The organism is Paraburkholderia franconis (assembly GCF_009362735.1).
Lineage (GTDB): Bacteria > Pseudomonadota > Gammaproteobacteria > Burkholderiales > Burkholderiaceae > Paraburkholderia > Paraburkholderia franconis.
Genome location: NZ_WHNP01000066.1, coordinates 1 through 25,940 on the forward strand (window position 1 = coordinate 1; position 25,940 = coordinate 25,940).

Sequence of the window (25,940 nt, forward strand, 5' to 3'; positions counted from 1 at the left end):
AGCACCTGCGCACAACAAACGCGATCGAGTCGACGTTCGCGACGGTGCGCCACCGTACTACGCGTACGCGCAACTGCGTGTCGCGACCGACCTTCCTCGGTCTGGCATTCAAGCTAATCGAGGAAGCGGAAAAAACCTGGCGCCGGATCAACGGCCCCGAACAGATCCAGCTGTTGCTGGAGGGCATTGCCTTCCAGGACGGCGAGCCGGTGCAAGACGATCAACCGGGTCAGCAGAAACTCGCCGCTTGACGTCGCCCGCTATCAACGGCCCGTACACCAGACTTGACCTTATCTCAGACAACAGCGCTTCGACCTCATCCAGCGAAAAACCAAGGGACTGCGACCGCTTGATGAAGCGCAGTCTCCTCAATACATCTGCAGGATATCGCCGGATACCACCGGCGGGCCGGGGCGGTGCCGGCAGTAGCCCCCGGCGATGGTAATACCTCACAGTTTCGACATTGACCTCTGCTGCTTCAGCCAGTTGTCCGATGGTCACGATGCGCTGCCTGTGCCGCATCGACGGCGCCGGGCAGGCTTCGCCCTCCGGGCATTTCCCGGCTCGGGCGTACAGCCTGTGAAAGGCCATTGCGAAGAAGGCGATGGGACGCCGCAATAAATAGAGGTTGAAACGGCCGCAGCGCGGTCAGGCGCGAGCTCCAGGCGCCACCCATTCCCACCACGACAAGGAGGAAGGGACCCGCACAGCAGGCGGATGCCCCAAGCGCGGCAGCGGCGCCCGCGAGCAGGGAACCCGTGGTGGTCCAGCGAGTTCGCATGACACTTCCTTTTCGGACTGGTTTTCTGGGTTGTTGCGCCAGCCGCGCTCGCGCTGATGTCGTTCCCCCTGTATGCGCCGCTCTTCTACTGAGACTCCGCCATGAAGAAACTGATTGCAGCGTTCGTCGCGGTGGCGCTGACAGCGTCCTCGGCATTCGCCGAGGGTTTTCGCACGGTTACGCTTGACGTCACAAACATGGACTGCGCCGTGTGTCCGATTACGGTTCGCAAAGCACTTGAGAACGTACCGGGTGTGGCCACGGCCAAGGTCAACTTCGCCACCAAACGCGCGGAGGTGGTATTTGACCCAAAGCAGGCCGCGGTCGATGCATTGACGAAGGCTACGACTGACGCCGGCTATCCGTCCTACCTTGAGCGGGGGAAGTGATGAGCGCGGTCGTGCTGAATTCCATCATTACGTGCCCTGCGTGCGGACATCAGAAAGACGAGACAATGCCTACGGATGCCTGCGTGTGGCTTTACGAATGCGAGCACTGCAAGACAATGCTCAGGCCAAAACCCGGCGATTGCTGTGTGTACTGCTCATATGGCACCAACAGGTGCCCTCCAATGCAGCAGTCAGGCCCATGCTGCGTTGATTGATCCTATTAGTGAACGGATTTCTCTCCTCGACGTATCTCGTTGTAACGCTGACGCGTTGAATTGTCCCTCGATGGATGCCCAAACGCACGGTATGGAGTTCGGAGTACTCATGGCGACGTTCTCGTGGTCACCTTAGGATGCAGAGTCGTGAAAATGTTCCTGCGGCCGTCGAGTTGTGTCCCGCGCCTGCCGGGTGCACCGCGATGTGAAGCATGGATGTTGACTAGCCGGTTCAGGTGTTACCGGGTCTTCGTCGGAGCCGATGACGTCGACATCGGGGACTTGCCTACGGCGCTTGCCGTGCTTGCACCTGTACCGGGACTCCGGGCTTGCCCGAAACTTGCGGTGCAATCATAAGGTAGCGGTGCCTGTCGCCAGCTGCTTGCATGCCGGGTGTGACCAACTGGCGAATCTGACCAAGCGCATTCACAACTGCGGAGCCGGCCGGATTGGTCATGAACTTGGCGAGGCCCTCTACATTGCCGCTGCCGTCAGGATTATCCGCAAGGCACAGTACATACGGCTGCTTCGGTTGCAGGCCGGTGACGGCCGCCTGAAGGACCTGTACGAGACCCTGGTCAAACAACGCCACAGTCGTGGGGGCACCACTGGCATCTGCCTGCTTGCCCGACCCCACGGGGACGAGTACCAGGTGAGTACTCTGTCCAGCGAGACCGAGCGGCTGCGTGTTTTGCGTGCCGTCTCCCCCCGGGACCGCATTCGGGACGTAGGCTACGGCCTGCGGCGCCTGTCCAATGGGTACGGTCGCAATAACCTTGTTCGTCAGCGTGTCGATGGCGGTCATCGCGTCGGCGTTTTCAAGGCCGACATAAATGCGGCTGCCGTCACCGGACGGCCATAGCCCATGCGGCAGGCTGCCGACAGGAATTGTCGCGACCTGCGAGAAGTCGTCGGTCCGGAATACCTTGACCTGATTCAGGCCTCCAATGGTCACATAGGCGAACGTACCGTTGGTGTTATGCACGATGTTCACGTGATTCGTAATCGGACCTGTGTCGAGCGTCTTGAGAAGTTCGAACGGCGGCCGCGCGTCGAATGCCTGGGTCTTGCCCACATCCTTGAGCGTAAACCACACCTGCTGGCCGTCCGGCGTCGCAGCGATGTTCGGGCAGAACGGGCTTGCCTGCTTCACCGTGCCGACAATCTTGTGGTTGGCCACCGAAATGACCTTCGTCTCGGGATTGAACGAAGAGCACACGTAGCCATACTTTCCATCCGGCGAAAAGATTTGCATGCCCGGGCCGGCCGGCAGAGTAATCCGGGTCTTCTCTTCAAACGTTGCACTGTCCAGCACGGAAACGTAGTTTTCACCGCGCACGGTCACCCAGACCTCCTTGCCGTCGGGTGTGAAGAAGGCCTCGTGAGGAGACCGGCCCACGTACGTAACATGCTTGACCGCATTCGTCTGGGTATCGATGAACGAGACCGAGTTCGAGCCGATGGATACGACGGCAATTGTCTTGTGGTCGGGCGAAAAGCCCAGGCCGTGCACCAGCAACTGACCTTTGTACAACGGGCTGAAGTTGCCCGGTGACGGGTCGCCCAGACGAATCAGCCCGACCACCTTGTTGTCCGCCGGGTCAATGACAGAGACGGTATTGGAGAATTGCTCGGCGGCATAGACCCGGTCGTGGTGACTCACGGCGATGTCCGGGTCGGATGAAGAACCGGGTACCTGTCCGGCCGATGCGAACTGGGCTGCAGTCAGTGCCGCTGTGGTGAAGGCGGCGGTGAGAAGCGGTGTGCGTTTCATTTGGTTTCCTGTTGCGTGCGGTTCGGCATGTTCATCGGCATGCCGTGGTTGGGCATTGAACGTGCGTGGCCTGCGGATGAGGCGGCCGGCTGCTGCTGGTCTGGAGCGGGCGCCGAAGGAGGGAGAGGCTGCCCGACGGCAAGGCGCATGGCGACGATTTCCTGCTGCTGCTCGACGACGATTTCCTGGGCGATGCGACGCAATTGTTCGTTATGTCCATAACGGAGTTCGGCCTGCGCCATGTCGATGGCGCCCTGATGATGAGGCACCATCATCGTGACGAAGTCCCGGTCAATATCCCCCGTCGGCTTGATGGACATGTCGGTCATCATCTTCGTCATTGCCGCGTCGTTTTCCTTCAGGAACGGCGCTTCGTTCGGATTTGCATCCTGTGCACCAGCGGCGGATGCAGTCGGCGCGCCAAGTCCCGAAATGAGGAAGGCGACGGCTGCCGACAATACCAGTGGCCCAGACAGACGGATTGGGATGCGCATACAGGCTTCCTTTTCTCTTTTGGATTGCAGTCTCTACGAACGTGAACACTAACGGTGTCGACTTATTCCGGATGACGAGCGACTTTTTACCAGCAACAGCGCAGGTCAAGAGGCAACGCGGACGCACCGCGGATTCGGCGCTACCTGATTGCAAACAGAGCTGCAATGCGAAGGGGAGGAGGATGGCTGGAACTGCTTGAAGAACGATGCACTTAGCTCCGCTGGCGGACGCTTCTGCGTCGGCTTTTGCCTGCCTGGTGCTCATTGCTGCGCACGTAAATATTCGCCGAGCGCATTGCAAACGCGAATGTGCAGTTCAACAAGGCGATGCAGATTTTGATGTTGGGCATTGTGGCGGCAAGCCAGAAATTTCGGATTCCACCTGATTAAAATTCACAGCAGGGCGGCAGGGGTTGTGTACTGGACAGATGTCCAGCTTGCCGTATACGCTTACGGGACTTCCCTGTGCGCTGTGGATGCGGTCTCCCGGGCGCGCTGGCCCCGGACATGAGCCGACTAAGACACGTGGGCGGACGTTACGTGCGCGGGAATGAACGACCACCGCACGCGAGAGTTGGACTTGTCCGGTAGCAACAACAGCGCAGTGTGGCCAGGCGGGTAAGCTCGTCGCGCCGCGCGGCCACGTCGGGTGCAGCGTTCCTTCAAGTTATTGTTTCGTCGACTTCGCCGCCTTTGCCGCTTTCTCGACTTCCTCCTCAGCCACTTCGGTCACCTCCGATGCGGCTTTCGTTGCAGTTTCCAGGTTACTTTGCACGACTTCGACTGCCTGCTTCGTTGCCTTTTGCACGCTTTCCTGAGTGGTGTTGGCCAGCGTGATAGCTTGTTTCAGAAATGCGATTGCGGCTTCCGAGCCGACCGGGGTGTTTTGCGCAAGATTCTCGACGAACGACTGAACCTGGCGGCTGACCTCCTGGTACCGGGCATTGACGACCTCTGCCAGCTGCGTTTGCGTGAACGACGCAATCTCGGCAACCTGACGTTCGTACGTCAGGACCTTCTCCGCCGAGTGCAGCGCCAGCGCGTCTTGCAGACCAGTAACTTCCTGGCTGTCCTTTTTCGCCAGCCCGTCCTGCACGCGTTGATACCAATCGGCAAGCGTTGTTTTCGCCGTATCCAGATTAAGTCTCACGAGCTTTTCCTCGCCCTCCAGCATGCTGCCGGCCAGGCCGAAGAAGAAGTCAAGATTTGCTTGCTGGGCTGTAGCAACTTGTCCCTGAAAATCAGCCATGTTCGCCTCCTGAGGATGTATGCCCAACGCCCAGCATGTTCGGCAACGGTGACCAACTGATGAACCGCGTCGTATGGAAGCGCCCGGGTCGGCTACATTTTCGACACCGGCTCCGCAGGTGCATTGGTATCAGCCGCGATTGGCCCGTATAACGTCCTCCGCGCTGGGCTGCGTAAGGGGGCTCTGCGGACGTCGACAGGCGTAGAGGCTGCAAAACGACGAAGATTCCATTACAGGACGGTGACGGTCGGGATACCAATTGAATCGGTCTATCACGGAGCACTTTGTGAAGAAGCATTTTTTCTTCGCAGCGACCCACTGGATTCGCTTGCGCCTCTGATTGCAATGACGCTGTCGCCCCGTGGTCGTCATCGCGATGTGCGACGAAGTCGCTGAACGGTACGTCTCTCTGTTTCCGGACAAGTCTGTACGTTCCGGTGGAACTTCCCCGGAGCCGCTGGCGACAAGAGCGGTTGACACCAAATAGGGCGGGCTTTTAAGCAAGTGTTGCGACAGATTCTTCGTCAGGTGAGCGTTTTTATTGCGCTCCCACTTCACGCGAACGCGACGGCCAGAAGTCTGGGCCGTGAACGCGATAGAGGAAACAGCATTCGTGTCGATTGCCATCGACCGACGTTGGCTTATCGCGGCGCGGACACGACGTGCAGCAAGGGGCGTTTTGATGCACTGAAGCTCACGCCAACGACACCCTGCCCGGGTGCTAGCGTTCGACCCCACGCATCAGCTTTGGTGCAGCGTCATACCTTCGTAGCTTGAAACACATCTTCGGTCGGGATGAAAGTCACACGGAGCATTGCACGCGATGAATCGTCGTCTGAATCTGGATGCACACCTGGAGAGCACTCTCAAAGACAACAGTTCCAGGCGGGCCTTCGCGGCACGGCTGGACATGACCATCAAGCGTGCAAAGGTTACTTCCAGTCGGGTGGCCAGGGTCGCTCGATGTACCGGAACGCGACGTGACCCTTTGGCGCGCCGGAGTTATCGTTCCGAAGAGCACGGATTGTGAGCGGCTTTCTGAACTTCTCGACGTTGACGTCGCGTGGCTATGCGCAAGTGAAGCGTAGGCCATGGCATGTCATGGCAGTTCTCATCGGACGCGAGCTCGTAAGTGGTTCGGCTTGTCGCGACTCATAGGCGCCTCGGTCGGGGCGCGCGCCGGGCCCATGCCGTTGACCGGCATCACGGTCGAAATGGCATGTTTGAAAACAAGTTGCACGCCTGCACCAGACTCCAGCAGAACTGCAAACTGGTCAAAGTCGGCCAACTGACCACTCAGTCTGATGCCGTTCACGAGGAACACATTTACGGTGGTCTTGTCCGTTACGAGCGTCTGGAGAAAGTCGTCTTGTACGCATGGGCGTGCAGTCATGTTTTGAGGTCAATGCGATAGGTTCTTCGATTGTACCGGCGATACCTGAAGCTGCCAGCAAGTCATTCGGGATAACGCTATCGCTCGACCGAATGTACTTCGATGAACGTGCCCCGTCTTCTATTCCCAAAGTTCGTTACCAGGGAAATGTCGTCTGTCCGGAGACCACAGTGCCAACGTCACCACCAGTTCGGCCCGGTGCCCCGTGTGAACGAATATCTTCCACAATGTTCTTCCACGAGGCAACCCGGTGTAACGTCGTCACACGGCGATGCATTGTGTGGTCGACGTCTGCCTGTCGATGGCAGGCGGAAAAACGTGCCAGGTGCCGTCACCGTGTCGAAAGAAGAGCAGCATGCGCACGCCGGCAGGTGATGACGTCTCGACGCAGACATATCGTGTCCGCTCCCAACGCGTACGGCCGAATTCAGTCACGTGGACTGTTGACGCGGGAGCCGGCGCGAGCCATTTTTCGACCTGATTGCGAAGTGACCTGTTACTCGCGTTCCTCATATTCCGCTCCAGCAAGTCCGGGGCGCACGCGTTAGACCTGGTTCAGGCCGTCACCGATGACGGATAACTTCCGTGCGGGCACCTGGCTTCTTCAGTTGACATCGACGAAGGTTCAGCAAGGAGTTCCCCATCGGCACGTCGCCGTCGTCGTGCCACGAACCCGAGAACGCGGCGGCCTTGTCGCGGATTCCCGCTGTCATCCCCTTAACGTTGGCCACGACCATGAAGATGACGTCAAGCTTGTGAGTTCTGAAACCGGACATGTCGGCGAGACCGGACTCCGCAATGTGTCACGTTGAGACTGGTAGCTCTTGACGATATCGGTGCACGGTTATCGCCGGGAAGAATCGCTCAAAAACGGCGGGCGCGGTCTCGCCTGGAACAGTGAAGATGATGGCTGACGTTTGCAGGACTACGTCCCATCCGCTTCAGCTTGTTCAACGCCCCGCCTGGCTGAGCCGCGCGGAGCGTCGAGCGCCGAGCTGACATTGCTTTCTGCAGTCTCCACCGCCTGCTTCGTGGCCTTCTCGGTCGTTTCAAGCGTCGCGCTGGCAGTTTCGATTGCAGACTTCCACACGGTCAGGGCCGCTTCGCTTCCGGCCGGTGCGTGCTTCCCGAGGTTGTCGACAAAGGCCCGCGCATCGTTCTGGTACCGTTGGCCTGCGCTTTAAAAGCCATAGTGAACTCGGCCTGAGTCCCGGACATGATTTTGTAGATATGTCGCAAGTAAGACTGTACTTTCCCTGCCGTGGGTTGCGCCTGACTTGCCTGCAGCGCAAACAGCTCCTGCGGGTCTTTGGCAGACAACGCCCTAGCTGCGATTTCCTGGTTTTCAGGGAGGGTTGACTTGAATACCTGCAGGTTCAGGCTGGCCAGCTTTTCGACGCCTGCGAAAGAATTATTCAGGATATCAAATGATGTTTCGAGACTGGTTTGCGGCGCGAACCATCGACCATCATCTCGCGCACCGCGCGGTGCGAGGCAGCATAGCCATCGAGCGTGATGATCTCCGGCGACTGGCCCTGATGCCTGATCGCCTTGCTGAAAAAGGCTTTGGCCGCGCCCACTTCGCGCCTCGCCCTGAGCATGAAGTCCACCGTCTGGCCAGCCCGATCGATCGACCGCCCGGTATAGGTAGACCCACCTGCCACGAATCTTCAGGCAGGTCTCATCGACACGCCACGAGCGACCCGCAGGGGTAGCAAAGCGGTTCCAGCGTTTGACGAACTCGGGCGTATAACGCGCCTCACCCAGCGCAGGATCGTCGTGTAAGCCAGCGACAAACCCCGTTCGGCCATCATCTCGACCAGATCGCGTAGGCTGAGCTTGTACCGCAGGTACCAGCGAACACACAGAACGATGATCTCCCGATCAAAATGGCGTCCACCGAACAACTCATCCAGACTCTTCAGCTTGCTCATCACGGGTTATCAGTTCGTTTTGCCACGACAACTCTAACCGATCGCCAACCCTATTTGCACCAGAGCCTTCCGGAGGGGGTAGAGGCAATACCAACTTCGGCAGAAGCGCGCGCCCGAGGCGCTGGAGCGGGGCGCGCATACGCGGTTGCCGCAAGGCGAGAATACCTTTTGCACCGCGATGCGCACGCGCTTCAGCTCCAGTCGTCCATATCGTGCTTTATGGAGTGACGGTTGGCGATAAGCGTCTCGACGCTCGGCTCGTTACTCATTGCACGTTGAACGGCGAGCTTGGTCGCCTCGTAGTTCGTGCGGTACATATCTTTCTTGTCGAGGTTTGTCTCTGTGGCGCAGCGCGGATCGATCCACACGAGACTGACGATGCATAGCTCGTTAGCCTGATCTTTTGGCAAGATGCCCTCGATCAGGCAATCGACTATTGCATCCGCCGTAGCCGACTGCACGACGCCACCGAATAGCTCGATGGTGGTCATGTCCCTGAGCGTCACCTTGGGGACGATCATGGTGGCAGGGCGCACCATCTGATTGCACGCGCGGATCGCGAACATGGCCGTGTGTCCCTTGCTCTGCGCCATCATGTTGGCGAACGCGTGACCGACGGGTCCGTCGACACGGCCTATCAGGATTTCGGGCATCGCGTCGGTCACCTGGCCGGGCGCGGCGAATACCGTCGCTTCGCCAGCTCGGAACGTCAAATCGAGATTCATTGTCGACCTCCTTGGGTTGGATACAAAGATTCGTGGAATGCAAGGACGATGCCATTCGATTCAATGCGCTTGCGCGACTACCGTGATACGCAATATGTATCGTCTTCGTGACAAAGTGGCAAATGCGCGTCGCGGCGTCTCCGTCGCGCAACAGGTCGCTTGCGGAGAAGCGTTGTTCATCTCGCCGATCAGGGACCGGCTCTGCATCTGGACTATCAAATGTCTATCAGGAGTCCGTATATAGTCGTTCGGGAAGCAAACCGAAGCGGCGGTGGTTGATTTATGTTTTCGGATCGACACGGCGATCTATGGCAGCGCGTATGCAAATATTGCTGGCATCATCGATCCGCTGGGTGGGCAAGATCGCGGCCACGATCGAGGCGCCGGATGCGTCCTTCACGTCGAACGTTCTGACCCCGAACGTGGAAGTGTGATCGGCACGCGTCGGTGACTTTGACGGGGCCTGCGACTTCATGAACAGAACCGTGCGGGCGACCCCGATGCTGCCCTCGGCACGGCACAGTACTACACTGACGAGCAGGAGCGCTGCGCAGGCCGGCTGACAGCGCTTCGATGCCGGTTGGACGACCTGACGACGGGTTGCTCATGAATGACAAATCGAAACGTCCGTTGTCTTGTGAGTCCGTGATGTTCGCGGACGTGAGCCGCAGCACGGAGCTTTACGAGACTGTCGGTGACATGCTTGCCTTCGAGGCGATTGCGCAGTGCATTGCGCTGATGAAATCGTGCTCGGAAGCGCTGGGAGGGCGAATCGTCAAGACCATCGGCGACGAAGTCATGGCGGTGTTTCCCTACGCCGAACATGCGATGCAGGCCGCGATCGATATGCAGCTGGCCGTCTCCGGGTTGCCCGCGGTGGCGGGACAGCCGATGTCGCTGCGAATCGGCTTTCATCACGGCCCCGTATTGCCTGACGAAAGGGGAGATGTGTTCGGCGACACCGTGAACCTGGCTGCCCGACTGGCCGACTTTGCTGCGCCGGGGCAGGTCGTCACGAGCAAAGACGCGGTTGAGTGTCTCCCGGCGAGACTGCGTCAGATGTCGCGCCACCTTTATCCGATACAGGTGCGAGGAAAAAGACAGCCAACGGAGTTGTTCGAGGCGATCTGGCAACAAGGCGCTGATCTGACGATCACAGGTAACGACCTGCAGCGTCTGCCCTGTTCATCGTTATTGACCCTGCGGTATGGGGATGTCTGCGTGGAAATGAGTGAAGCGTCCGCGTTGGTGACGATCGGCCGCGGCGCGAATATGAGCATTGTCGTGCACGATCGCCGCGCGTCGAGGGTGCACGCATCGATCGAGTGCCGCAGCGGAAAGTATGTGTTGCGCGATTGCAGCTCGAACGGCACCCGCATCACCATCGACGGAGGCCATGAGCTCATGCTTCGCCGCGACGAGGTCACGCTATGGGGGCAGGGCTGGATCTCGTTCGGACCGTCTGGCGGCGATGAGGCGGAGCGCGTGGAGTTTTCCAGCAGGCGTCTTTCCGGACCGTCGGGTTGACGGATGCCACTATGAGCGGGTGAAGCGCAGCCAGGGTTTGGGATCGATGCCGTTGCGCGTAGGCTTGCAGGTCACGGGTGCCCGCTTGCTAGGGGCGCCCGAGAGCGAACGGGTCGTTGCGTCAGGTTGCGAGACATGCCTGGCCCTCCGGCAGGACAGCACTTCCATCTTCATAGGTTGCTCATGCGAGGTCGAAGCGATCTCGCGATGATATTCGTGATCTTCCCGGCAGATATTTGAAACACGCTATGAAAATGTAAAACGGAAAGTAAACGGAGCCGCCCAGTTCGGTGGAGACTGCCGGTTAATGAATTCGACCAGAACGCCCATCAAGTTCGTGAAAATAGACAACTTCTTCATTTGGCATTCTGGAGTCTTTGCTCGGCTAACTCAAATTGAATAGAAATGCAGGTTGGATAAAAGCATGAACACAATCATCTGAACATTGATTTCCAGCAATTCGTCAACCATACTGGGTTGCATCACGCGATCGACAACATATAAAGCCGGCGTCATCCGTACCCCGGCTCAGGAAGGAGGTCGTGACCATCCAAGGCTACCGGGGAAGTCTTTCACGTGGGCGCATCGGTCCCATGCGAACGCATCTTCAGCATACTTGAATCTCACGACGGAGCAACCCGGCATTCGGCAACGCATGCCGGCGGGAAGGCGTTTCAATGCGTTCTTGAGAAACGGATCCGCGCGGAATTGCAAAACAGAACAATAAATAGCGCTGATTGCAATTTGAAGCAGGAGGCATTTCGTTTTTTTAAACGCCACTTAAATCCATAACGCGCATGCGTTCATGGCGGGGATTCGCTTATTCATTCAATTTTTCATTCTGGAGTCAGTCATGCCATTGCAAATCCAGCGCGCGCAAATCAAGCCCGGCGATACCACCATCTTCGAGTTTTCCGATCGGATCACGCAGCGCGTGGTCGGGTTCTCCGGTTTCACACTGAGTTACGGCAATACCGATCACCACGTGCAGATCGTATCGGTGTCGCTGAGCGTCAACCAGTCCGACTCATCGCTTTCGGTGACGGCAAATGCAACGATGGTCGACGCGTCAGGCAACAACCTCGATAAGAATTCCTCATTTGTTAATGTCGTTGCGCTTGCGTGGGTTGGGGTCGACGATCCGAACCTGAAGCTCGGCAACGTCGCGGGAATTTCCAATGGCGGTTCGAGCTCGCCGGTCACGATTCCCGGCACGGACCCGAATCTGTTGCAGGCAGGCCTTGCCGGCTTCTACCTCTCATATAGCGGCACCGACCATCACATGGAAACAGCCTGCGCAACGGTGGGCTCTACACTGAGCGGCAATGCCGCGATCATCAACGGCACTGCGTACATGTTCGACCAGAGCGGCAATTCGGCTTCGGGTACGGTCGACGCCGGTCTGCTGGCCAATTGCGATCCCGCGTTGCGGGACTTCGTGCGCAGCACCAACAGCTTGCAGAACAGCACGCAGAGCATCACGTTCTCCAAGCCCTTCTCTAGCTACACGCCGTTCCTGAACGGGTACAAGGCGCAGTACAGGAACAATTCCGACCATCACGTGAAGACGTTTTCGGTGGACCTGTCGGTGCAAAGCATGAGCGGCGCGGATGTCACGGTGACGGGCGCGGCGAAACTTGCCGACAAATCCGGCAACGTTCAGGACGACGGCGTCAGCCATGTCAGCGGCTTCATCATCGGCATCTGACCGATGCGCGACGCCCGATGCGCGTCGTGCATCGGGCGATTCGCCTGTGTTTCGAATCTTCCCGCACGCCGAGTGCGCTGCGGCCCGACGTCACTTCATCCGACATTCTGGAGCCGGTCATCATGGCTGATTCCTCGACCCCGAGCATTCGTACCTTTCAGATGGACGCAAGCACAGTGGGCGTGCTCAAGAGCAGCGTAAATCTGTTCCGCGGAGACGTGAACCTCACGCAGGCATTGTTCTCAATGCCGGGCCGCACCGGCAACGACGGCCTGCAGATCGACCTGTCGATCCTGTACGAGAGCAACGTCAACCAGGAGGCCATGACCTGGAACCGCGATCGTCCGACGGGCGTGCTGGGGATGGGCTGGAGCCTGCCCGTGTCCGCTATCACGCTCGATAGCGGCGGCGCGCCGGCGCCTGGTCTCGCCGCGTATTCGATCCAGATGTCGGGCACGTCGAGCCAACTGGTACGTGAACCGGTGAATGCAAAGCTATTCGCGATGGACGGATCGCTAGCCGGTTCGCTCGTGGATGGGCAACCCGTTCCGGGCCCGATACGCAGCGAGTTCGTGCGGCGCGGCATTGCGTTGTCTGCGAGCGCGATTATGGAGGGCGCGGCGAGCCCGTGGCTTGTCGACGACGCGGCCCGCGAGCAGCAGTTCGTGCTGCAACTAGGCCAGCAGACGCTCGATGCTTATGACGGCGGCGAATCTTATCAACTGGTGAACTACAAGTTCTGGAAGGTCCTGTACTACCCGCGATACGAGCGCTGGGCCGTCACCAATGAAACAGGGCAGACGTTGTCGTTCGGCGGCGGCGTGGCGCAAACGGCGCAGGGGTATAACGCCAGTGCCGGCAACAGCATCGAATGGGGCGTGCAATGGGCCGACGCGAGCGGCACGCCGCTGTGGCAAGGCAACAGCGCCGTCACGGCCAACCAGCGTCAGTACGCGCGCGCCTGGCATCTGCAGCGCGCGTACAGCCGCTTCGGCGAATATGTTTCGTACGGCTATAACGGCTTCGTGCGCGACGTCAACGGGCTCCTTGCGCACGGCGCGGAGCAGCAGGTCGGCGCGGGCGGCAAGCCGTATACGAAGGCGTGCTATCTGACGAGCGTGACCGACGTGTTCGGCCGTACAGCCACGTTCAATTACCAGCCCAAGCTGTGGAGCGACGCGACGCCGGAAAGTCCGCGCGAGTACGCGGACCCGCACAAGTCCGTGCCCGACACCACGCCGAACGGCTTTCAGGACTGTTACGAAACGCAGTTCCTGAACGACATCGTCGTGAGCGATGCGGGCGGCTCGACGCTCTTCTCCCTCGAGTTCGTGTATGACCCGAGCCCGGCGCAGAAAGGCGCGGAGGCCGTGGCGAACGTCGCGGGCACTTCGGGCGATATGTGCAAGCGCCTGCTGACGGGCTTTGCGCTCTTCAACCCGTCGGGCGACAACCTGCCGGGCTATCGCTACGACTACTACCTCGACACAAGCGAGCAGACGAATCTCGGTGCATTGCGCAGCATCGTCTATCCGACGGGCGGCAGCGCCGTCTACGCGTACAACCCGGTCGAACTGCCGATCTGCGAGCGGGCCATGACTTTGTCGGCACCCGCGCCGCTTCCCGCGCAATCGATGCCGCGCGTGTGGTTCGGTCCCGACTACGCGGTCTCCGTCTGGAACAACAGCGCGACGCAGCAGATGTCGCTGCAGATCCTGACCTGGAACGGCCAGTGGAACAGCTGGCAACCGGACGCTTCGAGCCCGCTGCTGGTGAACGGCAACGGCGGCACCGATCTTTCCACGGTGACAGTGCTCGCGGCCGAGAACTTCGTCGCGATCACGTACGACACGAGCAACGACACCAATCTGCATCTGTTCCGCAAAGACCCGGCGAGGCGCGCGCAATGGATCGCGGCTGACATCCCAGGAGGCGGCAGCGGCGGCTGCAACAGTCCGACATGGCGATGGCCGCTGTCGAATGGGCACGTGACGACGCTCGCCGGTCAGAACTTCGTGCTCGTGCCGCAAGTGAGCACCTACGCGAACAGCGGCGCGTACGACGTGTTCACCTGGAACTGGCCGACCCAGAGCTGGACGCACACGTCGCAGAACACCTCGACGTATGCGTGGTTTGCGGCAGGGCGGGACTACTTCGCGACGCTCGACATGCAGTCGACGGTGAACTTGCTGCATCTGAGCCCGACGGGCGCGTGGCAGCAGGGCGGCAGCAAGAACCTGGGGTTCGTGCTGGACGATCCGGCGTCGATCGCGCTTGCTTCGGACGTGTCGCTGCTCGTGGTGTCGCATCTGATCTCAGGCGGGCCGTCCAGTGGCGAGCAGACCTACGAGGTCTACGCGCTCCAGTGGAATAGCGAGTACGCATTCGCGGCCCCGGCGACGCTCAGGTTTGTCGACAAGTTCGACAACACGTATCCGACCAGTTGGGCACCCGCTTGCATTGACAATTCAATGATCGCGGCGGGCGGCAACCTGATGCGCTTCGACGGCGGGCGATGGCTTGCAAACAGCAATCTGAAACCGCAGGCGGGCGTGATCGTCGGCGAGCAGCGCTATGCGTATGGGCCGGACTACGGCACGCTGATCAGGGTCGGCAACGGCGCGCCGAAAGCGCAGCTGGTCGGCTACGACGCGAACAGCAGCGCACCTGTCTGGACCGACACGCCCACCGAGATCACAGGGCTCACCGTACCGCCTGCCAATCAGGCCACGGCGAACTGGGCGTCGGGCGGCAACCCTGATTATCTGACGGTCGGAAACCAGCTCTTCTTTCGCGGCGTGGCGACCAACTGGTCGCAATCGGTCACGCAAGGCATCGCGAACGTGCAGACGCTGATCAACGAAGCAGCGGGCACGAGCGATCGCTATCAGCTCAACGCGGCTTCCGTCATCAACGAAGGGCCGGCATTCATTGCATGCGCCGCCTACGACACGCAACAGCCCGGCGGCCATGCGACGGCATCGGCCGGCCTCGTGCTGCGCAACGGCACGGTGATGGGCGCGGCGCAACTGCTTGCCGGCCAGCAGATGTGGACAGCGCAAGAAAACGATCTGGCGGGGCAGGGCAAGTATCCGGGCGGCGCGTCGGCATTCTTCACCTATACGCAGGATGCGGGTGATCTCGACGAGGCCGCGAGCGTCTATCTGCATCGCTATGCGGGTTCGGCGATCCAGGGGCCGATCGCGGACTGGCCCGTCGCGAGCATCACGATCGCAGACGGCCTGTCGGAAAGCTCGACCACGAGCTACGTCCAGGACACCGCGAATGCCGCATGCGATGCGAGCGGCGAAGTCGTCAAGTATTTTCAGAGCACGGTGTATCCGGGTGGCAGCCCGGACAATCCCGTCAACGGATCGGTGATCAGCTGCTATCTGAACGGCAACGAGGTGGTCGCGCCCGACAACTACTATGACGTGCTCGATGGTCTGCTGCACAGCGTCGTCACGCAGGACGCGTCGGGGACGATCGTCACGAGCGTCGAGAACGTCTGGGATGCCTGGGTGATGCGCGCAAGCGACCCCACCGATCCGCACGGCGCGCCCGTCAATCTGTACGGCGCTTACGTGCTGCAGACCGGCCAGAATTCGACGAAGGACGGCGTGGCCTCGACCCAGACCACGGCCTATGCGCCGAACGGGCTGCCGTACACCTACACGGGACAACCGGCGAGCGTAACGAACCAGACGATGAACGGCGCGGGCGAACTGGAAACCGACATCCAGAACAACGTGTACGCATGCGAGGTGAACGAAGCGAGCCGTGTGCTGAACGACGTCAGGAGTACCGTCGAGCAGATTTCGACGAATGCCGGCGTCACGACGGCGGCGATCGCGACGGCATTGAACTCGTGGCCCACCGTTTGGGGCAGCGACGTCCTGACGCCTGCCGAAGAAGCCGACTTCAGCTGGACAGGTGGACCGGCGGCGTTCCCGTTCGGCAGCTATTTGCCGGGTGAGACGCCGGAGTCGTGGCAATGCACGACGCGCAACCAGATTCGCGCGGCAAACGGTGCGGTGCTGCAGCAGACGGACGGCTCGGGCACGCTCTGCTCGACCTTGTTCGCAACGGCATGGGGCCTGCCCGTCGCGACGTTCAAAGGCGCCGCGCTGGCCGAATGCGCGTGGAACGGATTTCAGGCGTACGAGGATGCGACGGGCTGGACGCTGACGGGTGTGAGCTACGACACCTCCCATGCGTGGCTGGGCACGCGCAGCCTCAGCGTGCCGAAAGGCGCGAGCGTCGATACGGCGGTCACGCCGGCTGCGGAGCGCAGCGCCTATCTGCTGACGGTGCGCTATCAGACGCCTTTGGGCTACGACGCCGACGGCTCGGGTATCGAAGTGAAATGCGGCCAACAGGCCACACGCCTCGACTTCGCCGATACGCGCGGGCAGTGGCAATACCTGAGCACGTCGGTCGCCCTGCCTTCGGGCACGGACACCGTTGCGCTGCATCTTGCGAATGTCGGCAGCAGCAACGTGTTGATCGACGGCGTGCTGCTCGTGCCGTTCGGCACAGACGTGACGATCCAGTGCTGGCAGGCCGACATGCGGCTGCTGCGGGCAACGATGAATGCGGGCGGCAACGCGAGCTTCACGCGTTACGACGCGTATTGCCGGCCGCTTGCTTCCGTCGGCGCGAGCGGCGATCTGCAGGAACTCGATATGCGTTTCCTGTCACGCCAGGGCGCGCAGAACGACGCGTTCGACGACGCCAGCCCGAATGCCGAACTGACCTTGCACATGACGGACGGCGGGCGTGCGGAAACGTTCCTTGACGGCGTGCAGTGGCGCACTCGCTGGCAGCCTGGTAATCCGGCATGGTGGAGCACGGCGGACGGCGTGCTGACGAAATCCGGCACGACAGCCGACACGCTCGCCTGGCAAGGCGCGAGCGCGGGCGTCACGGCAGTCGCGCTGTTCGTCGAAATCGTGCCGCCCGCGACGCCTGGTAGCGGGGCGCTCGCGTTTAGCTTCGGCGCGGGAGAGAGCATCGGCTGGACGCCGGGCACGGGATGGCAATGGACCAACGCGCAAGGTGTGCCCGTGCAGAGCCCGCTTGCGAATCCGCCGCGGCTCGCGACGCAATGGCTGCTGGTGATGGTCCCGGGCAGTGTGCTCTTTTACGGCGACGGTCAATTGCTCTTCAGCCAGTCGAGCAAGGCGACCCTTTCGCAGGGCGTGTCGTTCGCGACGGGACCGAACGCATTGCAGATTCTCAACCTGATGGCGGGCATCGAGCCGCGCGTCGGCGAGGCGTACACGGACGGCGCGGGCCGTCAGCGCCAGGTGCATCAGTTGCAGGGCACGGACAGCCGCGTGATGGAGATGATCTACGACGCGCTCGACCGGCAGGTTGCGCAGACCCGCATGGCGCCTGGCAAGTTCGGCAGCGGCGCGCTGATGCCGCTGATGCAGTATCGCTCGACGTTCGTCGACGTTCCTGCATTCCTCGCCGCGTTGAGCAATACGTGCGCGATGCGGGGCGATGTCGCCGCGTACTATGCGGGCCAGTCGGATGGGCCCGTCAAGCGCTCGAACGATCAGAACTATCCGTATAGCGGGCTGCGCTATGGCGGCTCGGCGCTGGATCGCGTGGTCGAAAGCGGCAAGCCCGGGCTGCAACTGTCCATTCACGACGTCAATAGCACGAGCCCCGCACAACGCGAAACGACGCGCACCGTCTACACCGCGAGCGGCGCGGACGATCCCGTCAAGCCAGGTCAATACTATGCGACGTTGACGACCACGCCGAGCGGCTACCAGGGGCAGCAGTTCGTCGATACCGCGAATCGCGCGGTGGCAACCGTGCAGCTCGGCACGGATGGCGCGAACGCCGGTCAGACGACGGTGAGCCCGAGCTACAGTGCGTCGCCGGAAAGCGCGGGCATTCTCGGCACGATGAAACTGCCGAACGCCTTCACGAACGGCCCGCAATCGGACCCGGCCGCGTTCGTGCGGACCACGCTGCAAGATCCGCTCGGCCGGCCGAGCGCCTACAGCGACCCGGACACGGGCAGCACCGCGTATCTGTTCAACGGCAAGGGGCAGCCGCGTTTCGTGCAGGTGCCGCTCGATGCCGGCGAGCAGTATTTCCTCTATACGCGCTACGACACGCTTGGGCGCATCGTCGAAGAAGGGCTGGTGGAGGGGCAGTGGGATGTGGCGAAACTGTCCGCGGAAGTCGACAACCTCGCGTGGCCCACGGTGAGCGACGGGGCAACGCCGGCGCGCGTCTACAGCTATGACGGCGACGGCAGCGACCCGAACGCGCTCGGCAAACTCACGCGCGTCGTGACGCTCAATCCGGCGCCGGCGTCGGTGGGCGGCGCGGGCGATTGCACCGTCGACGAGGCATGGACATACGACGCGCAAGGACGCGTGGTCACGGCGTCGCTGGCCGTATCGGGCGCCATGGAACTGTCGGCAAGCGCGACATACCACTACAACACGCTAAACGAGATCACGCAGATCGATCTGCCTGCGGGCAGCCCTCTGCCGTCCATCGTCTACGCGTACGACGACCAGGGGCAGATTGCGTCGATCGGCGTGCCGGGCGACACGATGGCGATCGCGAGCTATACATGGAGCGCCGACGGCCAGTTGCAGACGGCGACGCGCGGTGCGCTCGCCGACGCGTGGGGCTACGACTCGCCAGGCAACATCGTCACGCACTTCGTCGACGTCAACGCAAAAACGGTATTCAGCCAGAACTACACCTATACGCCGGACTCGCAGATCGCAAGCCGCGACACGGCGTTCGCATTCGACGCGTTGAACGACGCGCGCTCGATCTCCTACGGCTACGACGGTCAGCAACGTTTCAGCAGCGCGGTCGTGGCGAATGGCAAGCCTGGCAATCAGGCCGTCACCGAGTACGACGCGAACGGCAATATCTGGCAGGCGACGCAGGACGGTGCGAACTTCTCGGCCAGTTGCAGCGTGGGCACCAACCGGCTCGACGATGCGACGCTCGTCAGTGGCGACCATGTGACGTTCCACTATCGCAACGACGGCAGGCCGGATCAATGGCGCGGCCTGAGCTTCGAATACGACGCGGCGCTCGGCACGGTGGCGGCCGCGGCTAACGGTCAAACGGCCGTCCGTTACGCGCGCGGCCTGAACAACCAACGCGTGCTGCGCCAGCAAGGCAATGCGGTGCGGATCACTTTCATGGGCGCGGGCAACACGCCGCTCGTGATCTGGAACGACGGCACGCCGCAGGTGTGCATCTGGGGGGCCAACGGGCTCGCAGCCGTACATGACGGCGAGCTGAAGTATCCGCTCGCCGATCACCAGAATACGGTGTGGGCCGTGGCGGACGCGCAGGGCACGCTCGTCGCAGCGTACGACTACCTGCCGTTCGGCGGCATCCTGAGTCAGACGGGTGCGGGCGCATCGAGCTGGCTCTTCCAGTATGCGGGCAAAGAGTGGGATGCCGCGCTCGGTCTGTACGACTTCGGCGCCCGTCTGTACGACCCGGCGCTGTTGCGTTTCGTCACGCCCGATCCGGCGCGCCAGTTCGCCAGCCCCTACGTGTTCGCGAGCAACAACCCGCTGAACATGGTCGATCCGAGCGGCAACCTTTCGTTGTGGGCACAGATCGGAATCGGCGCCGCGATGGTCGCGGTGATCGCGGCCGGTATCGCGCTGAGCTTCGTCACGTTCGGCGCGGCGGCGCCTGCCGCTGCCGCCGCCGATAGCGCGCTCGCCGGGGCGGCCGTGGGTGGAGAGGCAGCGGGTGCAGTGGCCGTCGGCGGCGAAGCGGCTGGAGCGGCGGCGGGTGCCGCGGCCGGCGAGGTCGCGGCGGAAGGCGCCGCGGCGGGAGCCACCGAGGTCGCGGCGGGCGCGAGCGCCACGGTGGAAGCGGCGGCGCCGTTGACGACCGCGCAGGTGGTCGGTCAGAACGCGGTGTCGGTGCTGTGGAGCGCGACGACCAGCGCAATCAGCGGAGCGGGCACCAGCGGCCTGCAATACGACATCCAGCACGGACGCGACTTCACGGCCAAGGGCTTCTTCGAAGCAATGGGCGTCGGCGCGCTGACCGGGTTTGCGAGCGGCGGCATCGGCGGACTCGCAACGATGCCCGCGACCGTCGGCCTATCGCAAGGCATGAGCCAGACGGCAGGCGTGCTGTTCCGCGCGCTGACCAAGGCGACGGCAAGCATGATCGGCAAGGATGTGTCGACGCTTCTCACCGATGCCGTGACGGGCAAGAAGGTCACGGTCGGGCAGCTGTTGCTCAGCTCCGCGGAGGGATTCGGCACGGGCGCGCTGTCGGGTACGTTCAGCGGGGTCAAGGGAGCCAATGCGAACAACGCCGTGAGCGCGACGGACCGGGCGATCGTGCGGGCTTCGACTCTAATCAACAAGGCGGCAGAAGTCGCGAAGCAGCAGGCGACGTCGCAGGCGGCCATCGCAGCCTACATCGCGGGCGGCTATTTCCTTGTCACTGGCTATACGGTATGGGGGGTGTACAACGGATCGGCAAACCGGACTGCGTGAGCGCGAGGAGTGCACACTGCGCTCCCGCGCGCAGGCAGTGTCCAAAGGGGACGGTTGATCCGAAGAGGAGAACGGCAATGGCGGAACGATCGATGACAATTAATCTCACGAACTGGGCATCGGGGTTGACGCTCGAGTTCGGCAGCGCGTCGGCCAGTGAAGGGCCTGCGCCGCAGGCGCAGCCAGGCACGATCGGCTACGGTCAGCCGATGCGCGTCAGTGCCGTCAACAGGTCGGGCGGCTGCGTGGGCCGCTTCAGCCTGATGGGTAATCTCGTGACCTTGGGCGTGTCGTACTACCATCCGTCGGGGCCCGGATCGACGACCGTGACTTTCGATGCAACGACGGGTTATATCACGGGCGCCAATGCGTTGACCTTCCCCGGGCACGACTCAGTGGCTGCGCTCAACTTTTATCGAGCGATCAACGCGAACAACCGCGCATGGGTCGTGCCGCTTGGCCTGCTTGATTCGCCGGCGCGCAACAACTGCCAGGACTTCGTCAACAGCCTGTTCGGCGAAAACACGCGCAATGCGGCTGTCGTGACGGGCGCATATGAAAATGCGGCGCCCGACGGCTATGTTGAGCCCGCGGATTTCACGGGCGACCAGATGCAGGCGTTTGCCGCGCAGTGGGCGCAGCAGTGGATCAATGGCGGCACCAACCCCGCTTGTCCGCCGCAGGATGCAGCCTTGATCGCGATGCTTGCCCGGTATGTTTCGAGTGCCGCCAGCAACGGTCCGCTGACGATGTGGGTGCCGCAGATCAAGTGGCAGGCGGGCACCAATCCGTCCGTGTTCGCGTTGAATGGATATCGCGCGTATCCGTTCAGCAACGGGAATAGCTGGAACGCGGCTAGTGTCACGGCGTTCGTCAACCTGCTCGCTGCGGGCGCGCATTTCGTTGCGATTAGTGCAATCGCGGATCTGCCGGCGGGCGTGGAAATGAAGGCATTCGACGATTTTTTTGCCGCATCGGGGCTGCCGACGCGGCATGATCCCGGTAACTCGCACTATGCGACGGTCACGAATATCACGGGGACTTACTACCTCGATGTCAGCGCCGATTTTGCGCCGGAGAACTGCGGCCTGATCCTGGCGTTCCTCGCCGGCCGTACGGTCAATAATCCGTTGGCGGGACCGGGCACGTACAACACATTTGTTCAGCTCGAAGGTTGGCAGGCGGGCACACAGCGGCACGGCATCGACTACGACACCTTCAAGCAGACGCTATGGAACATCTCGACGTTCGGCGCTTGTCCGTACAGTGAGAAGCGTGCGACCACCGTGTTTCTCGCGCCGCAAGGCTGGACGCCTCAGCTTTACCAGACGACGCGCATGATGCCGTACGTCGGCGCCTATGGGAACAGTAACGGCACGCCCCAAGCCTGGTTGAATACCGATGTCGTGACAATACCGCCGGATGCGCCGCCTTTGCCTTCGCGTTATATCGGGTAGGCTCCGGGCCTGGATTATCGCCTTGCGTTGGCTCTTCTTTTGACTTACGTACCGAGTCGATATCGTCGCGATTAAATGGCATTTAATCCGCCACGACATGTTCGACATTAAATAGCAATGCGAATCAAGCTAACGTAATGGTGGTTACGATTCCATGGCTCTGTCGCGGGTACTGGTCGAGCGGCAAGTCGCCGACGAGCTTGTCGCACGTCTGGCGCACCGCGTCACGCAGACCGTGGTGGGCGATCCGTTCGCGGAGGGAGTACAGATGGGGCCGCTCACCAACCGCGGCCAGTATGAACGTGTGCAGCGGTTCATCGCAGAGGGCAAGGCCGCCGGCGCACGTCTGGTGATCGAGGGCTCGGTGCCTTCCGGGCCAGGATACTTCGTGAAACCGACGTTGTTTGTCGATGTCCCGTCCGACAGCGTGTTGTGGCGCGAAGAGATCTTCGGGCCGGTACTTTGCGTGCGCAGTTTCGATACAGAGGAAGAGGCAGTCCGGGTCGCCAACGACACCGAGTTCGGCCTCGTTGCAACGGTCGTCACAGAGGACGCGGCGCGCGGCAGCAGAGTCGCCCGCGAACTGGAAGCGGGCGTCGTGTGGATCAATGCACCGCAGCTGATCTTTCCGCAGACCTCGTGGGGTGGCTACAAGCGCAGCAGCATCGGCCGTGAACTCGGTCCGTTCGGCCTCGCTGCCTTCCAGGAAATCAAGCAGATCTTGATGCCAAACCGGCATTCACCCGCGGCGCAGCGCATCGGCTGCCCATGAGTTCACGTCATGACGCGCATGCAGAGATTTCGTTTGTTGCGCGTTTTTGACGAACCTACAGTTGATTCACCCACCACGCCGACACGCGGCCACGCGACTGAAACTGGAGACGACCATGCAAGACATCAAACGGGGCAGAAGGCAGGCTATCAAGACCATTGGCGCGGCGCTGGCGGCATCGGCACTGCCTATGCCGTTCATCAGTACTGCCAGGGCACAGGAGAAGAACTTCGCGGGCAAGACGCTGCGGCTCCTGACGTGGTCCGACGATACGGGTGCGGCGGCTTTGCGCAACATCGCCAACACGTTCAGCCAGAAGACGGGTGCCCGGGTCGTCGCTGACCGCGCGGACGGCACCTCCGGCATGGTTGCGAAGGTGAAGGCTGCCGGCGAGCGGCCCACGTACGATGTGATCACGCTAGCGGGTGTCGGTGCGTCGGGTCTCGCAGACGCAGGCCTGCTGATGAAACCGGATCTGGACAAGCTTCCCAACCTGAAGGACGTTGCCCCGCAGTACCGCACGGGCGCCAATGGCTTTGGCGTCGGCTATCTGCTCTGGTCGGACGGCCTGATCTACAACACATCGACCGTGAAGACGCCACCCGCAAGCTATGAGGCGCTGTGGGACCCGAAGTACGCGGGCCGGCTTTTCCTGCCGCCGCCGGAATGGGCCGAGGCTGTCGATCTCGCCATCATCGCGGCGAAGATGGCAGGTGGCTCGCAGCAGAACATCGAGCCAGGATTCGCGCGGCTCGCGCAGTTGAAGGAACGCGTGCTGACGCTTGGAGAAAACCCGAACCAGGTCGCCGATCTGTTCCGTACGGGTTCGCTCGACATCGGCGGCATCTATGCCCCGGCATTCTTCCCCGACCAGATCCGCAAGCCGGAATACCGGATGGGCGTGACCTACGGAATGAAGGAGGGCTTCGCGACGCAGTTGATGTTCACCGTGATTCCGAAAGCACATCCCGGCGATCTCGATCTGATTCATGCGTTCATCAATCATTCGCTCGATGCGGGCGTCCAGGGACGCATGGCCGCAGACGTGCTCAACGGTCCCGTCAACGGGAAGGCCGTCATCCCGGCTCAGAGCCGCGCGTTGGTGCCGTCGCCGCAGCAGATCGCCGAGAAGGCAATCTTGCATGACGACAAGACGCTGGCCACCGTCCAGCCTGCATGGATCAAGCGCTACACCGCGCTCTTTGCGGCATGATGGACATGCCTGCGCTCTCATCACGCCGCGCCGGGCAGGCGGCATCCGCCGACGACGCCGCAGGGCCGCGCCGCGTTCCTCCGGCGTTGCCCCGCGTGTCGCCGTGGTTGCTGCTCGCGCCGATCTTCACGTTTCTCACGGTGCTGGTCGCGGCCGCCGTCGCGGTGCTGCGCATGAGTTTCGGCGTGCCTGGCAACGAGTGGCATGCGTTCACGCTGCAAAACTATGTGGACCTGGGGGATGAGTACTTCCTGCATTCTCTGTGGCTGACGCTGCGGCTCGCATTGCAGAGCATGGTCTGTGCGGTCGCGCTCGCGATTCCCGTGGCGCTCGCGCTGGCGCGCACGCAGTCGCGCCTCGCGCGGCGGCTTCTGCTTGCTGGCGTGCTGTTGCCGCTGCTGGTCAACCTGCTGCTGCAAGGCTATGGATGGCTCGTGATGCTCGGACCCGCAGGGCTCGTCAATCACGCGCTACTCGCGGCGGGCGTCATCCGGCGGCCGTTGCAGTGGCTGTATCGCGAGAACGGCGTGCTTCTCGGCCTGATCCAGACGGCGTTTCCGCTCGCCGTGCTGCCGATATCGAGCGCGATGCGTGCGATATCGCACTCGTACGAAGAGGCGGCCGCCACACTTGGAGCGACGCGCTGGCAGACCATGCGTCATGTGGTGCTGCCGCTGGCCATGCCGGGGCTTGTGTCCGGGGCGCTGCTCGTGTTCGCCTACAACGCGAGCGCATTTGCGGTGCCGCTGCTACTCGGCGGACGGCGCGTGCCGATGCTCGCCGTACTGGTGCATGACCAGGTGGCGCCGTTGCTGAACTGGCCCGCTGCATCCGCATCGGGCGTCGTGCTGATGGTGGCGACACTCGCCGTGATGGCCATCTCGCAACGGCTCGTGCGCACGCTTCAACGTCACGGGGAGTCCCGCTCATGAGCACCTTGCGTATTCCCGCGGCCATGCCCGGTCGGCTCGGCCGGCTAACAGGGCTGCTCGCGACAGTCGTGCTCTTTCTCGCCGCGCTGCCGATCGTGACGATGATCACGATGTCATTCGGCAATTCGGACACGCTCGAATTTCCACCCCAAAGCTTCGGGCTGCACTGGTATCGCGCGGCATGGCATGCGTTTGTGTCGCCCGATGCGGGCGACGTACTGTCGATGGGCGCTGCGCTGACGACGAGCCTTGTCGTCGCCATCTCGACGATGCTTATCGCCACCGCGATATCCGTGCCGGCCGCGTACGCCCTCTCGCGTTACCGCTTCCGCGGCAAGGCGATCATCGAGCAACTGGTTGCGCTGCCGCTCGTCTATCCGCTCGTCATGCTGGGGCTTTCGCTGCTGCTCGTCTTCAACGCATTGCCGGTGGAACTCGGCGTGTTGCGGCTCATCATCGCGCACGTGATTCTCGCGCTGCCGTTCACGGTGAAGAACTGCGCGGCGTCCGTTGCGTCCGTCGGCCCGGAGTTCGAAGAAGCCGCCTGCGTGATGGGGGCAAGCCCGCATCGCGCGCTCTTCGATGTCGTGCTGCCCCTCATGCGCCCGGGCATCCTCGCCGGGATGCTGTTCGCGTTCATCATCTCGTTCAACGAGTTCACGGTGACGTTTTTTCTCTACAGCATCAACACGATGACGCTGCCCGTCTGGCTCTACAGCCGCACGGTCTCGTCGCTGGACCCGACCGTGTTTTCGTTCGCGGTGGTCATTGTGATGATCGACTTTGCCCTGATCTGGCTGCTCGAAAAGCTCGTCGGCGACGAAGGCGTGGCGCTCTGATCTTCGCCATTAC

The 25,940-nt window shown here is 61.8% G+C and carries 17 protein-coding genes and 4 pseudogenes; 11 read left to right on the plus strand and 10 right to left on the minus strand.

All coding sequences use genetic code 11. From position 1 onward, the window contains the following. A pseudogene (locus GCT13_RS37755) lies at nucleotides 1–251 on the plus strand (IS256 family transposase); the annotation flags it as partial. A gap of 46 nt (nucleotides 252–297) precedes the next feature. On the opposite strand, the pseudogene GCT13_RS37760 reads toward GCT13_RS37755, so the two are convergent. Together GCT13_RS37760 and GCT13_RS51410 are read right to left on the minus strand one after the other, a co-directional pair. After that, nucleotides 298–522 (minus strand): annotated as a pseudogene (locus GCT13_RS37760) (MerR family transcriptional regulator); the annotation flags it as partial. Further along, nucleotides 479–937, minus strand: a complete 459-nt coding sequence (locus GCT13_RS51410) for a mercuric transporter MerT family protein (RefSeq protein WP_407670919.1) — start codon at nucleotides 935–937, stop codon at nucleotides 479–481. The pseudogene GCT13_RS37760 and the gene GCT13_RS51410, both read right to left, overlap by 44 nt. Between GCT13_RS51410 and merP the strand changes: the two genes are divergently transcribed. Together merP and GCT13_RS49880 are read left to right on the plus strand one after the other, a co-directional pair. Beyond that, nucleotides 883–1,170: a mercury resistance system periplasmic binding protein MerP gene (gene merP, locus GCT13_RS37775; RefSeq protein ID WP_152767069.1), complete on the plus strand. Its 288-nt coding sequence runs from the start codon at nucleotides 883–885 to the stop codon at nucleotides 1,168–1,170. The genes GCT13_RS51410 and merP overlap by 55 nt on opposite strands. Beyond that, entirely contained in the window at nucleotides 1,170–1,385 is a 216-nt protein-coding gene (locus GCT13_RS49880; RefSeq protein ID WP_152767070.1) for a GDCCVxC domain-containing (seleno)protein, read from the plus strand. The genes merP and GCT13_RS49880 overlap by 1 nt, the downstream gene beginning before the upstream one ends. A 286-nt stretch (nucleotides 1,386–1,671) precedes the next feature. On the opposite strand, the gene GCT13_RS37785 is transcribed toward GCT13_RS49880, so the two are convergent. The 8 genes and pseudogenes from GCT13_RS37785 to fae all read right to left on the minus strand — a co-directional run bounded on the left by GCT13_RS37785 (nucleotide 1,672) and on the right by fae (nucleotide 8,954). Further along, nucleotides 1,672–3,159 carry a YncE family protein gene (locus tag GCT13_RS37785; RefSeq protein ID WP_152767071.1) on the minus strand — a complete coding sequence of 496 codons (1,488 nt, stop codon included), beginning with the start codon at nucleotides 3,157–3,159 and terminating at the stop codon, nucleotides 1,672–1,674. Then, nucleotides 3,156–3,653, minus strand: coding sequence for a DUF305 domain-containing protein (locus GCT13_RS37790; RefSeq protein ID WP_152767072.1), 498 nt, complete (start codon nucleotides 3,651–3,653; stop codon nucleotides 3,156–3,158). Before GCT13_RS37790 ends, GCT13_RS37785 begins: the two co-directional genes overlap by 4 nt. A gap of 667 nt (nucleotides 3,654–4,320) precedes the next feature. Continuing rightward, nucleotides 4,321–4,902, minus strand: a complete 582-nt coding sequence (phaP, locus tag GCT13_RS37795) for a TIGR01841 family phasin (protein ID WP_152767073.1) — start codon at nucleotides 4,900–4,902, stop codon at nucleotides 4,321–4,323. A gap of 1,111 nt (nucleotides 4,903–6,013) precedes the next feature. Further along, nucleotides 6,014–6,295: an RNA chaperone Hfq gene (gene hfq / locus GCT13_RS37800; protein WP_152767074.1), complete on the minus strand. Its 282-nt coding sequence runs from the start codon at nucleotides 6,293–6,295 to the stop codon at nucleotides 6,014–6,016. 563 nt (nucleotides 6,296–6,858) lie between these two features. Then, nucleotides 6,859–7,071 carry a hypothetical protein gene (locus GCT13_RS37810; RefSeq protein WP_152767076.1) on the minus strand — a complete coding sequence of 71 codons (213 nt, stop codon included), beginning with the start codon at nucleotides 7,069–7,071 and terminating at the stop codon, nucleotides 6,859–6,861. Between the two features lie 316 nt (nucleotides 7,072–7,387). Then, the gene (locus GCT13_RS51415; RefSeq protein ID WP_407670921.1) at nucleotides 7,388–7,717 is read right to left on the minus strand and encodes a phasin family protein; all 330 of its coding nucleotides are present in this window, start codon (nucleotides 7,715–7,717) and stop codon (nucleotides 7,388–7,390) included. 35 nt (nucleotides 7,718–7,752) lie between these two features. Further along, nucleotides 7,753–8,229: pseudogene (locus tag GCT13_RS51420) on the minus strand (IS6 family transposase); the annotation flags it as partial. A 191-nt stretch (nucleotides 8,230–8,420) separates the two neighbouring features. Then, on the minus strand, nucleotides 8,421–8,954 hold the full coding sequence (gene fae / locus GCT13_RS37820) for a formaldehyde-activating enzyme (RefSeq protein ID WP_152767078.1): 534 nt from the start codon (nucleotides 8,952–8,954) through the stop codon (nucleotides 8,421–8,423). 606 nt (nucleotides 8,955–9,560) lie between these two features. Between fae and GCT13_RS37825 the strand changes: the two genes are divergently transcribed. The 8 genes and pseudogenes from GCT13_RS37825 to GCT13_RS37860 all read left to right on the plus strand — a co-directional run bounded on the left by GCT13_RS37825 (nucleotide 9,561) and on the right by GCT13_RS37860 (nucleotide 25,927). Beyond that, nucleotides 9,561–10,481, plus strand: a complete 921-nt coding sequence (locus GCT13_RS37825) for an adenylate/guanylate cyclase domain-containing protein (protein WP_152767079.1) — start codon at nucleotides 9,561–9,563, stop codon at nucleotides 10,479–10,481. Nucleotides 10,482–11,334: 853 nt separating this feature from the next. After that, on the plus strand, nucleotides 11,335–12,189 hold the full coding sequence (locus GCT13_RS37830; RefSeq protein ID WP_152767080.1) for a hypothetical protein: 855 nt from the start codon (nucleotides 11,335–11,337) through the stop codon (nucleotides 12,187–12,189). 122 nt (nucleotides 12,190–12,311) lie between these two features. Continuing rightward, nucleotides 12,312–20,714 carry an RHS repeat domain-containing protein gene (locus GCT13_RS37835; RefSeq protein ID WP_193727860.1) on the plus strand — a complete coding sequence of 2,801 codons (8,403 nt, stop codon included), beginning with the start codon at nucleotides 12,312–12,314 and terminating at the stop codon, nucleotides 20,712–20,714. A 92-nt stretch (nucleotides 20,715–20,806) separates the two neighbouring features. Beyond that, the gene (locus GCT13_RS37840) at nucleotides 20,807–22,171 is read left to right on the plus strand and encodes a hypothetical protein (protein ID WP_152767082.1); all 1,365 of its coding nucleotides are present in this window, start codon (nucleotides 20,807–20,809) and stop codon (nucleotides 22,169–22,171) included. Nucleotides 22,172–22,322: 151 nt separating this feature from the next. Continuing rightward, nucleotides 22,323–22,943: pseudogene (locus GCT13_RS37845) on the plus strand (aldehyde dehydrogenase family protein); the annotation flags it as partial. 115 nt (nucleotides 22,944–23,058) lie between these two features. Further along, nucleotides 23,059–24,156, plus strand: coding sequence for an ABC transporter substrate-binding protein (locus tag GCT13_RS37850; protein WP_152767083.1), 1,098 nt, complete (start codon nucleotides 23,059–23,061; stop codon nucleotides 24,154–24,156). Continuing rightward, nucleotides 24,153–25,088, plus strand: a complete 936-nt coding sequence (locus tag GCT13_RS37855; RefSeq protein WP_152767084.1) for an ABC transporter permease — start codon at nucleotides 24,153–24,155, stop codon at nucleotides 25,086–25,088. The genes GCT13_RS37850 and GCT13_RS37855 overlap by 4 nt, the downstream gene beginning before the upstream one ends. After that, on the plus strand, nucleotides 25,085–25,927 hold the full coding sequence (locus tag GCT13_RS37860; RefSeq protein ID WP_152767085.1) for an ABC transporter permease: 843 nt from the start codon (nucleotides 25,085–25,087) through the stop codon (nucleotides 25,925–25,927). The genes GCT13_RS37855 and GCT13_RS37860 overlap by 4 nt, the downstream gene beginning before the upstream one ends. Nucleotides 25,928–25,940: the final 13 nt, after the last annotated feature.

Coding starts and splice junctions, on each gene's coding strand:
- merP (WP_152767069.1), top strand. CDS start 883: ATGAAGAAACTGATTGCAGCGTTCGTCGCGGTGGCGCTGACAGCGTCC.
- GCT13_RS51410 (WP_407670919.1), bottom strand. CDS start 937: ATGCCGAGGACGCTGTCAGCGCCACCGCGACGAACGCTGCAATCAGTT.
- GCT13_RS49880 (WP_152767070.1), top strand. CDS start 1,170: ATGAGCGCGGTCGTGCTGAATTCCATCATTACGTGCCCTGCGTGCGGA.
- GCT13_RS37785 (WP_152767071.1), bottom strand. CDS start 3,159: ATGAAACGCACACCGCTTCTCACCGCCGCCTTCACCACAGCGGCACTG.
- GCT13_RS37790 (WP_152767072.1), bottom strand. CDS start 3,653: ATGCGCATCCCAATCCGTCTGTCTGGGCCACTGGTATTGTCGGCAGCC.
- phaP (WP_152767073.1), bottom strand. CDS start 4,902: ATGGCTGATTTTCAGGGACAAGTTGCTACAGCCCAGCAAGCAAATCTT.
- hfq (WP_152767074.1), bottom strand. CDS start 6,295: ATGACTGCACGCCCATGCGTACAAGACGACTTTCTCCAGACGCTCGTA.
- GCT13_RS37810 (WP_152767076.1), bottom strand. CDS start 7,071: ATGTCCGGTTTCAGAACTCACAAGCTTGACGTCATCTTCATGGTCGTG.
- fae (WP_152767078.1), bottom strand. CDS start 8,954: ATGAATCTCGATTTGACGTTCCGAGCTGGCGAAGCGACGGTATTCGCC.
- GCT13_RS37825 (WP_152767079.1), top strand. CDS start 9,561: ATGAATGACAAATCGAAACGTCCGTTGTCTTGTGAGTCCGTGATGTTC.
- GCT13_RS37830 (WP_152767080.1), top strand. CDS start 11,335: ATGCCATTGCAAATCCAGCGCGCGCAAATCAAGCCCGGCGATACCACC.
- GCT13_RS37835 (WP_193727860.1), top strand. CDS start 12,312: ATGGCTGATTCCTCGACCCCGAGCATTCGTACCTTTCAGATGGACGCA.
- GCT13_RS37840 (WP_152767082.1), top strand. CDS start 20,807: ATGACAATTAATCTCACGAACTGGGCATCGGGGTTGACGCTCGAGTTC.
- GCT13_RS37850 (WP_152767083.1), top strand. CDS start 23,059: ATGCAAGACATCAAACGGGGCAGAAGGCAGGCTATCAAGACCATTGGC.
- GCT13_RS37855 (WP_152767084.1), top strand. CDS start 24,153: ATGATGGACATGCCTGCGCTCTCATCACGCCGCGCCGGGCAGGCGGCA.
- GCT13_RS37860 (WP_152767085.1), top strand. CDS start 25,085: ATGAGCACCTTGCGTATTCCCGCGGCCATGCCCGGTCGGCTCGGCCGG.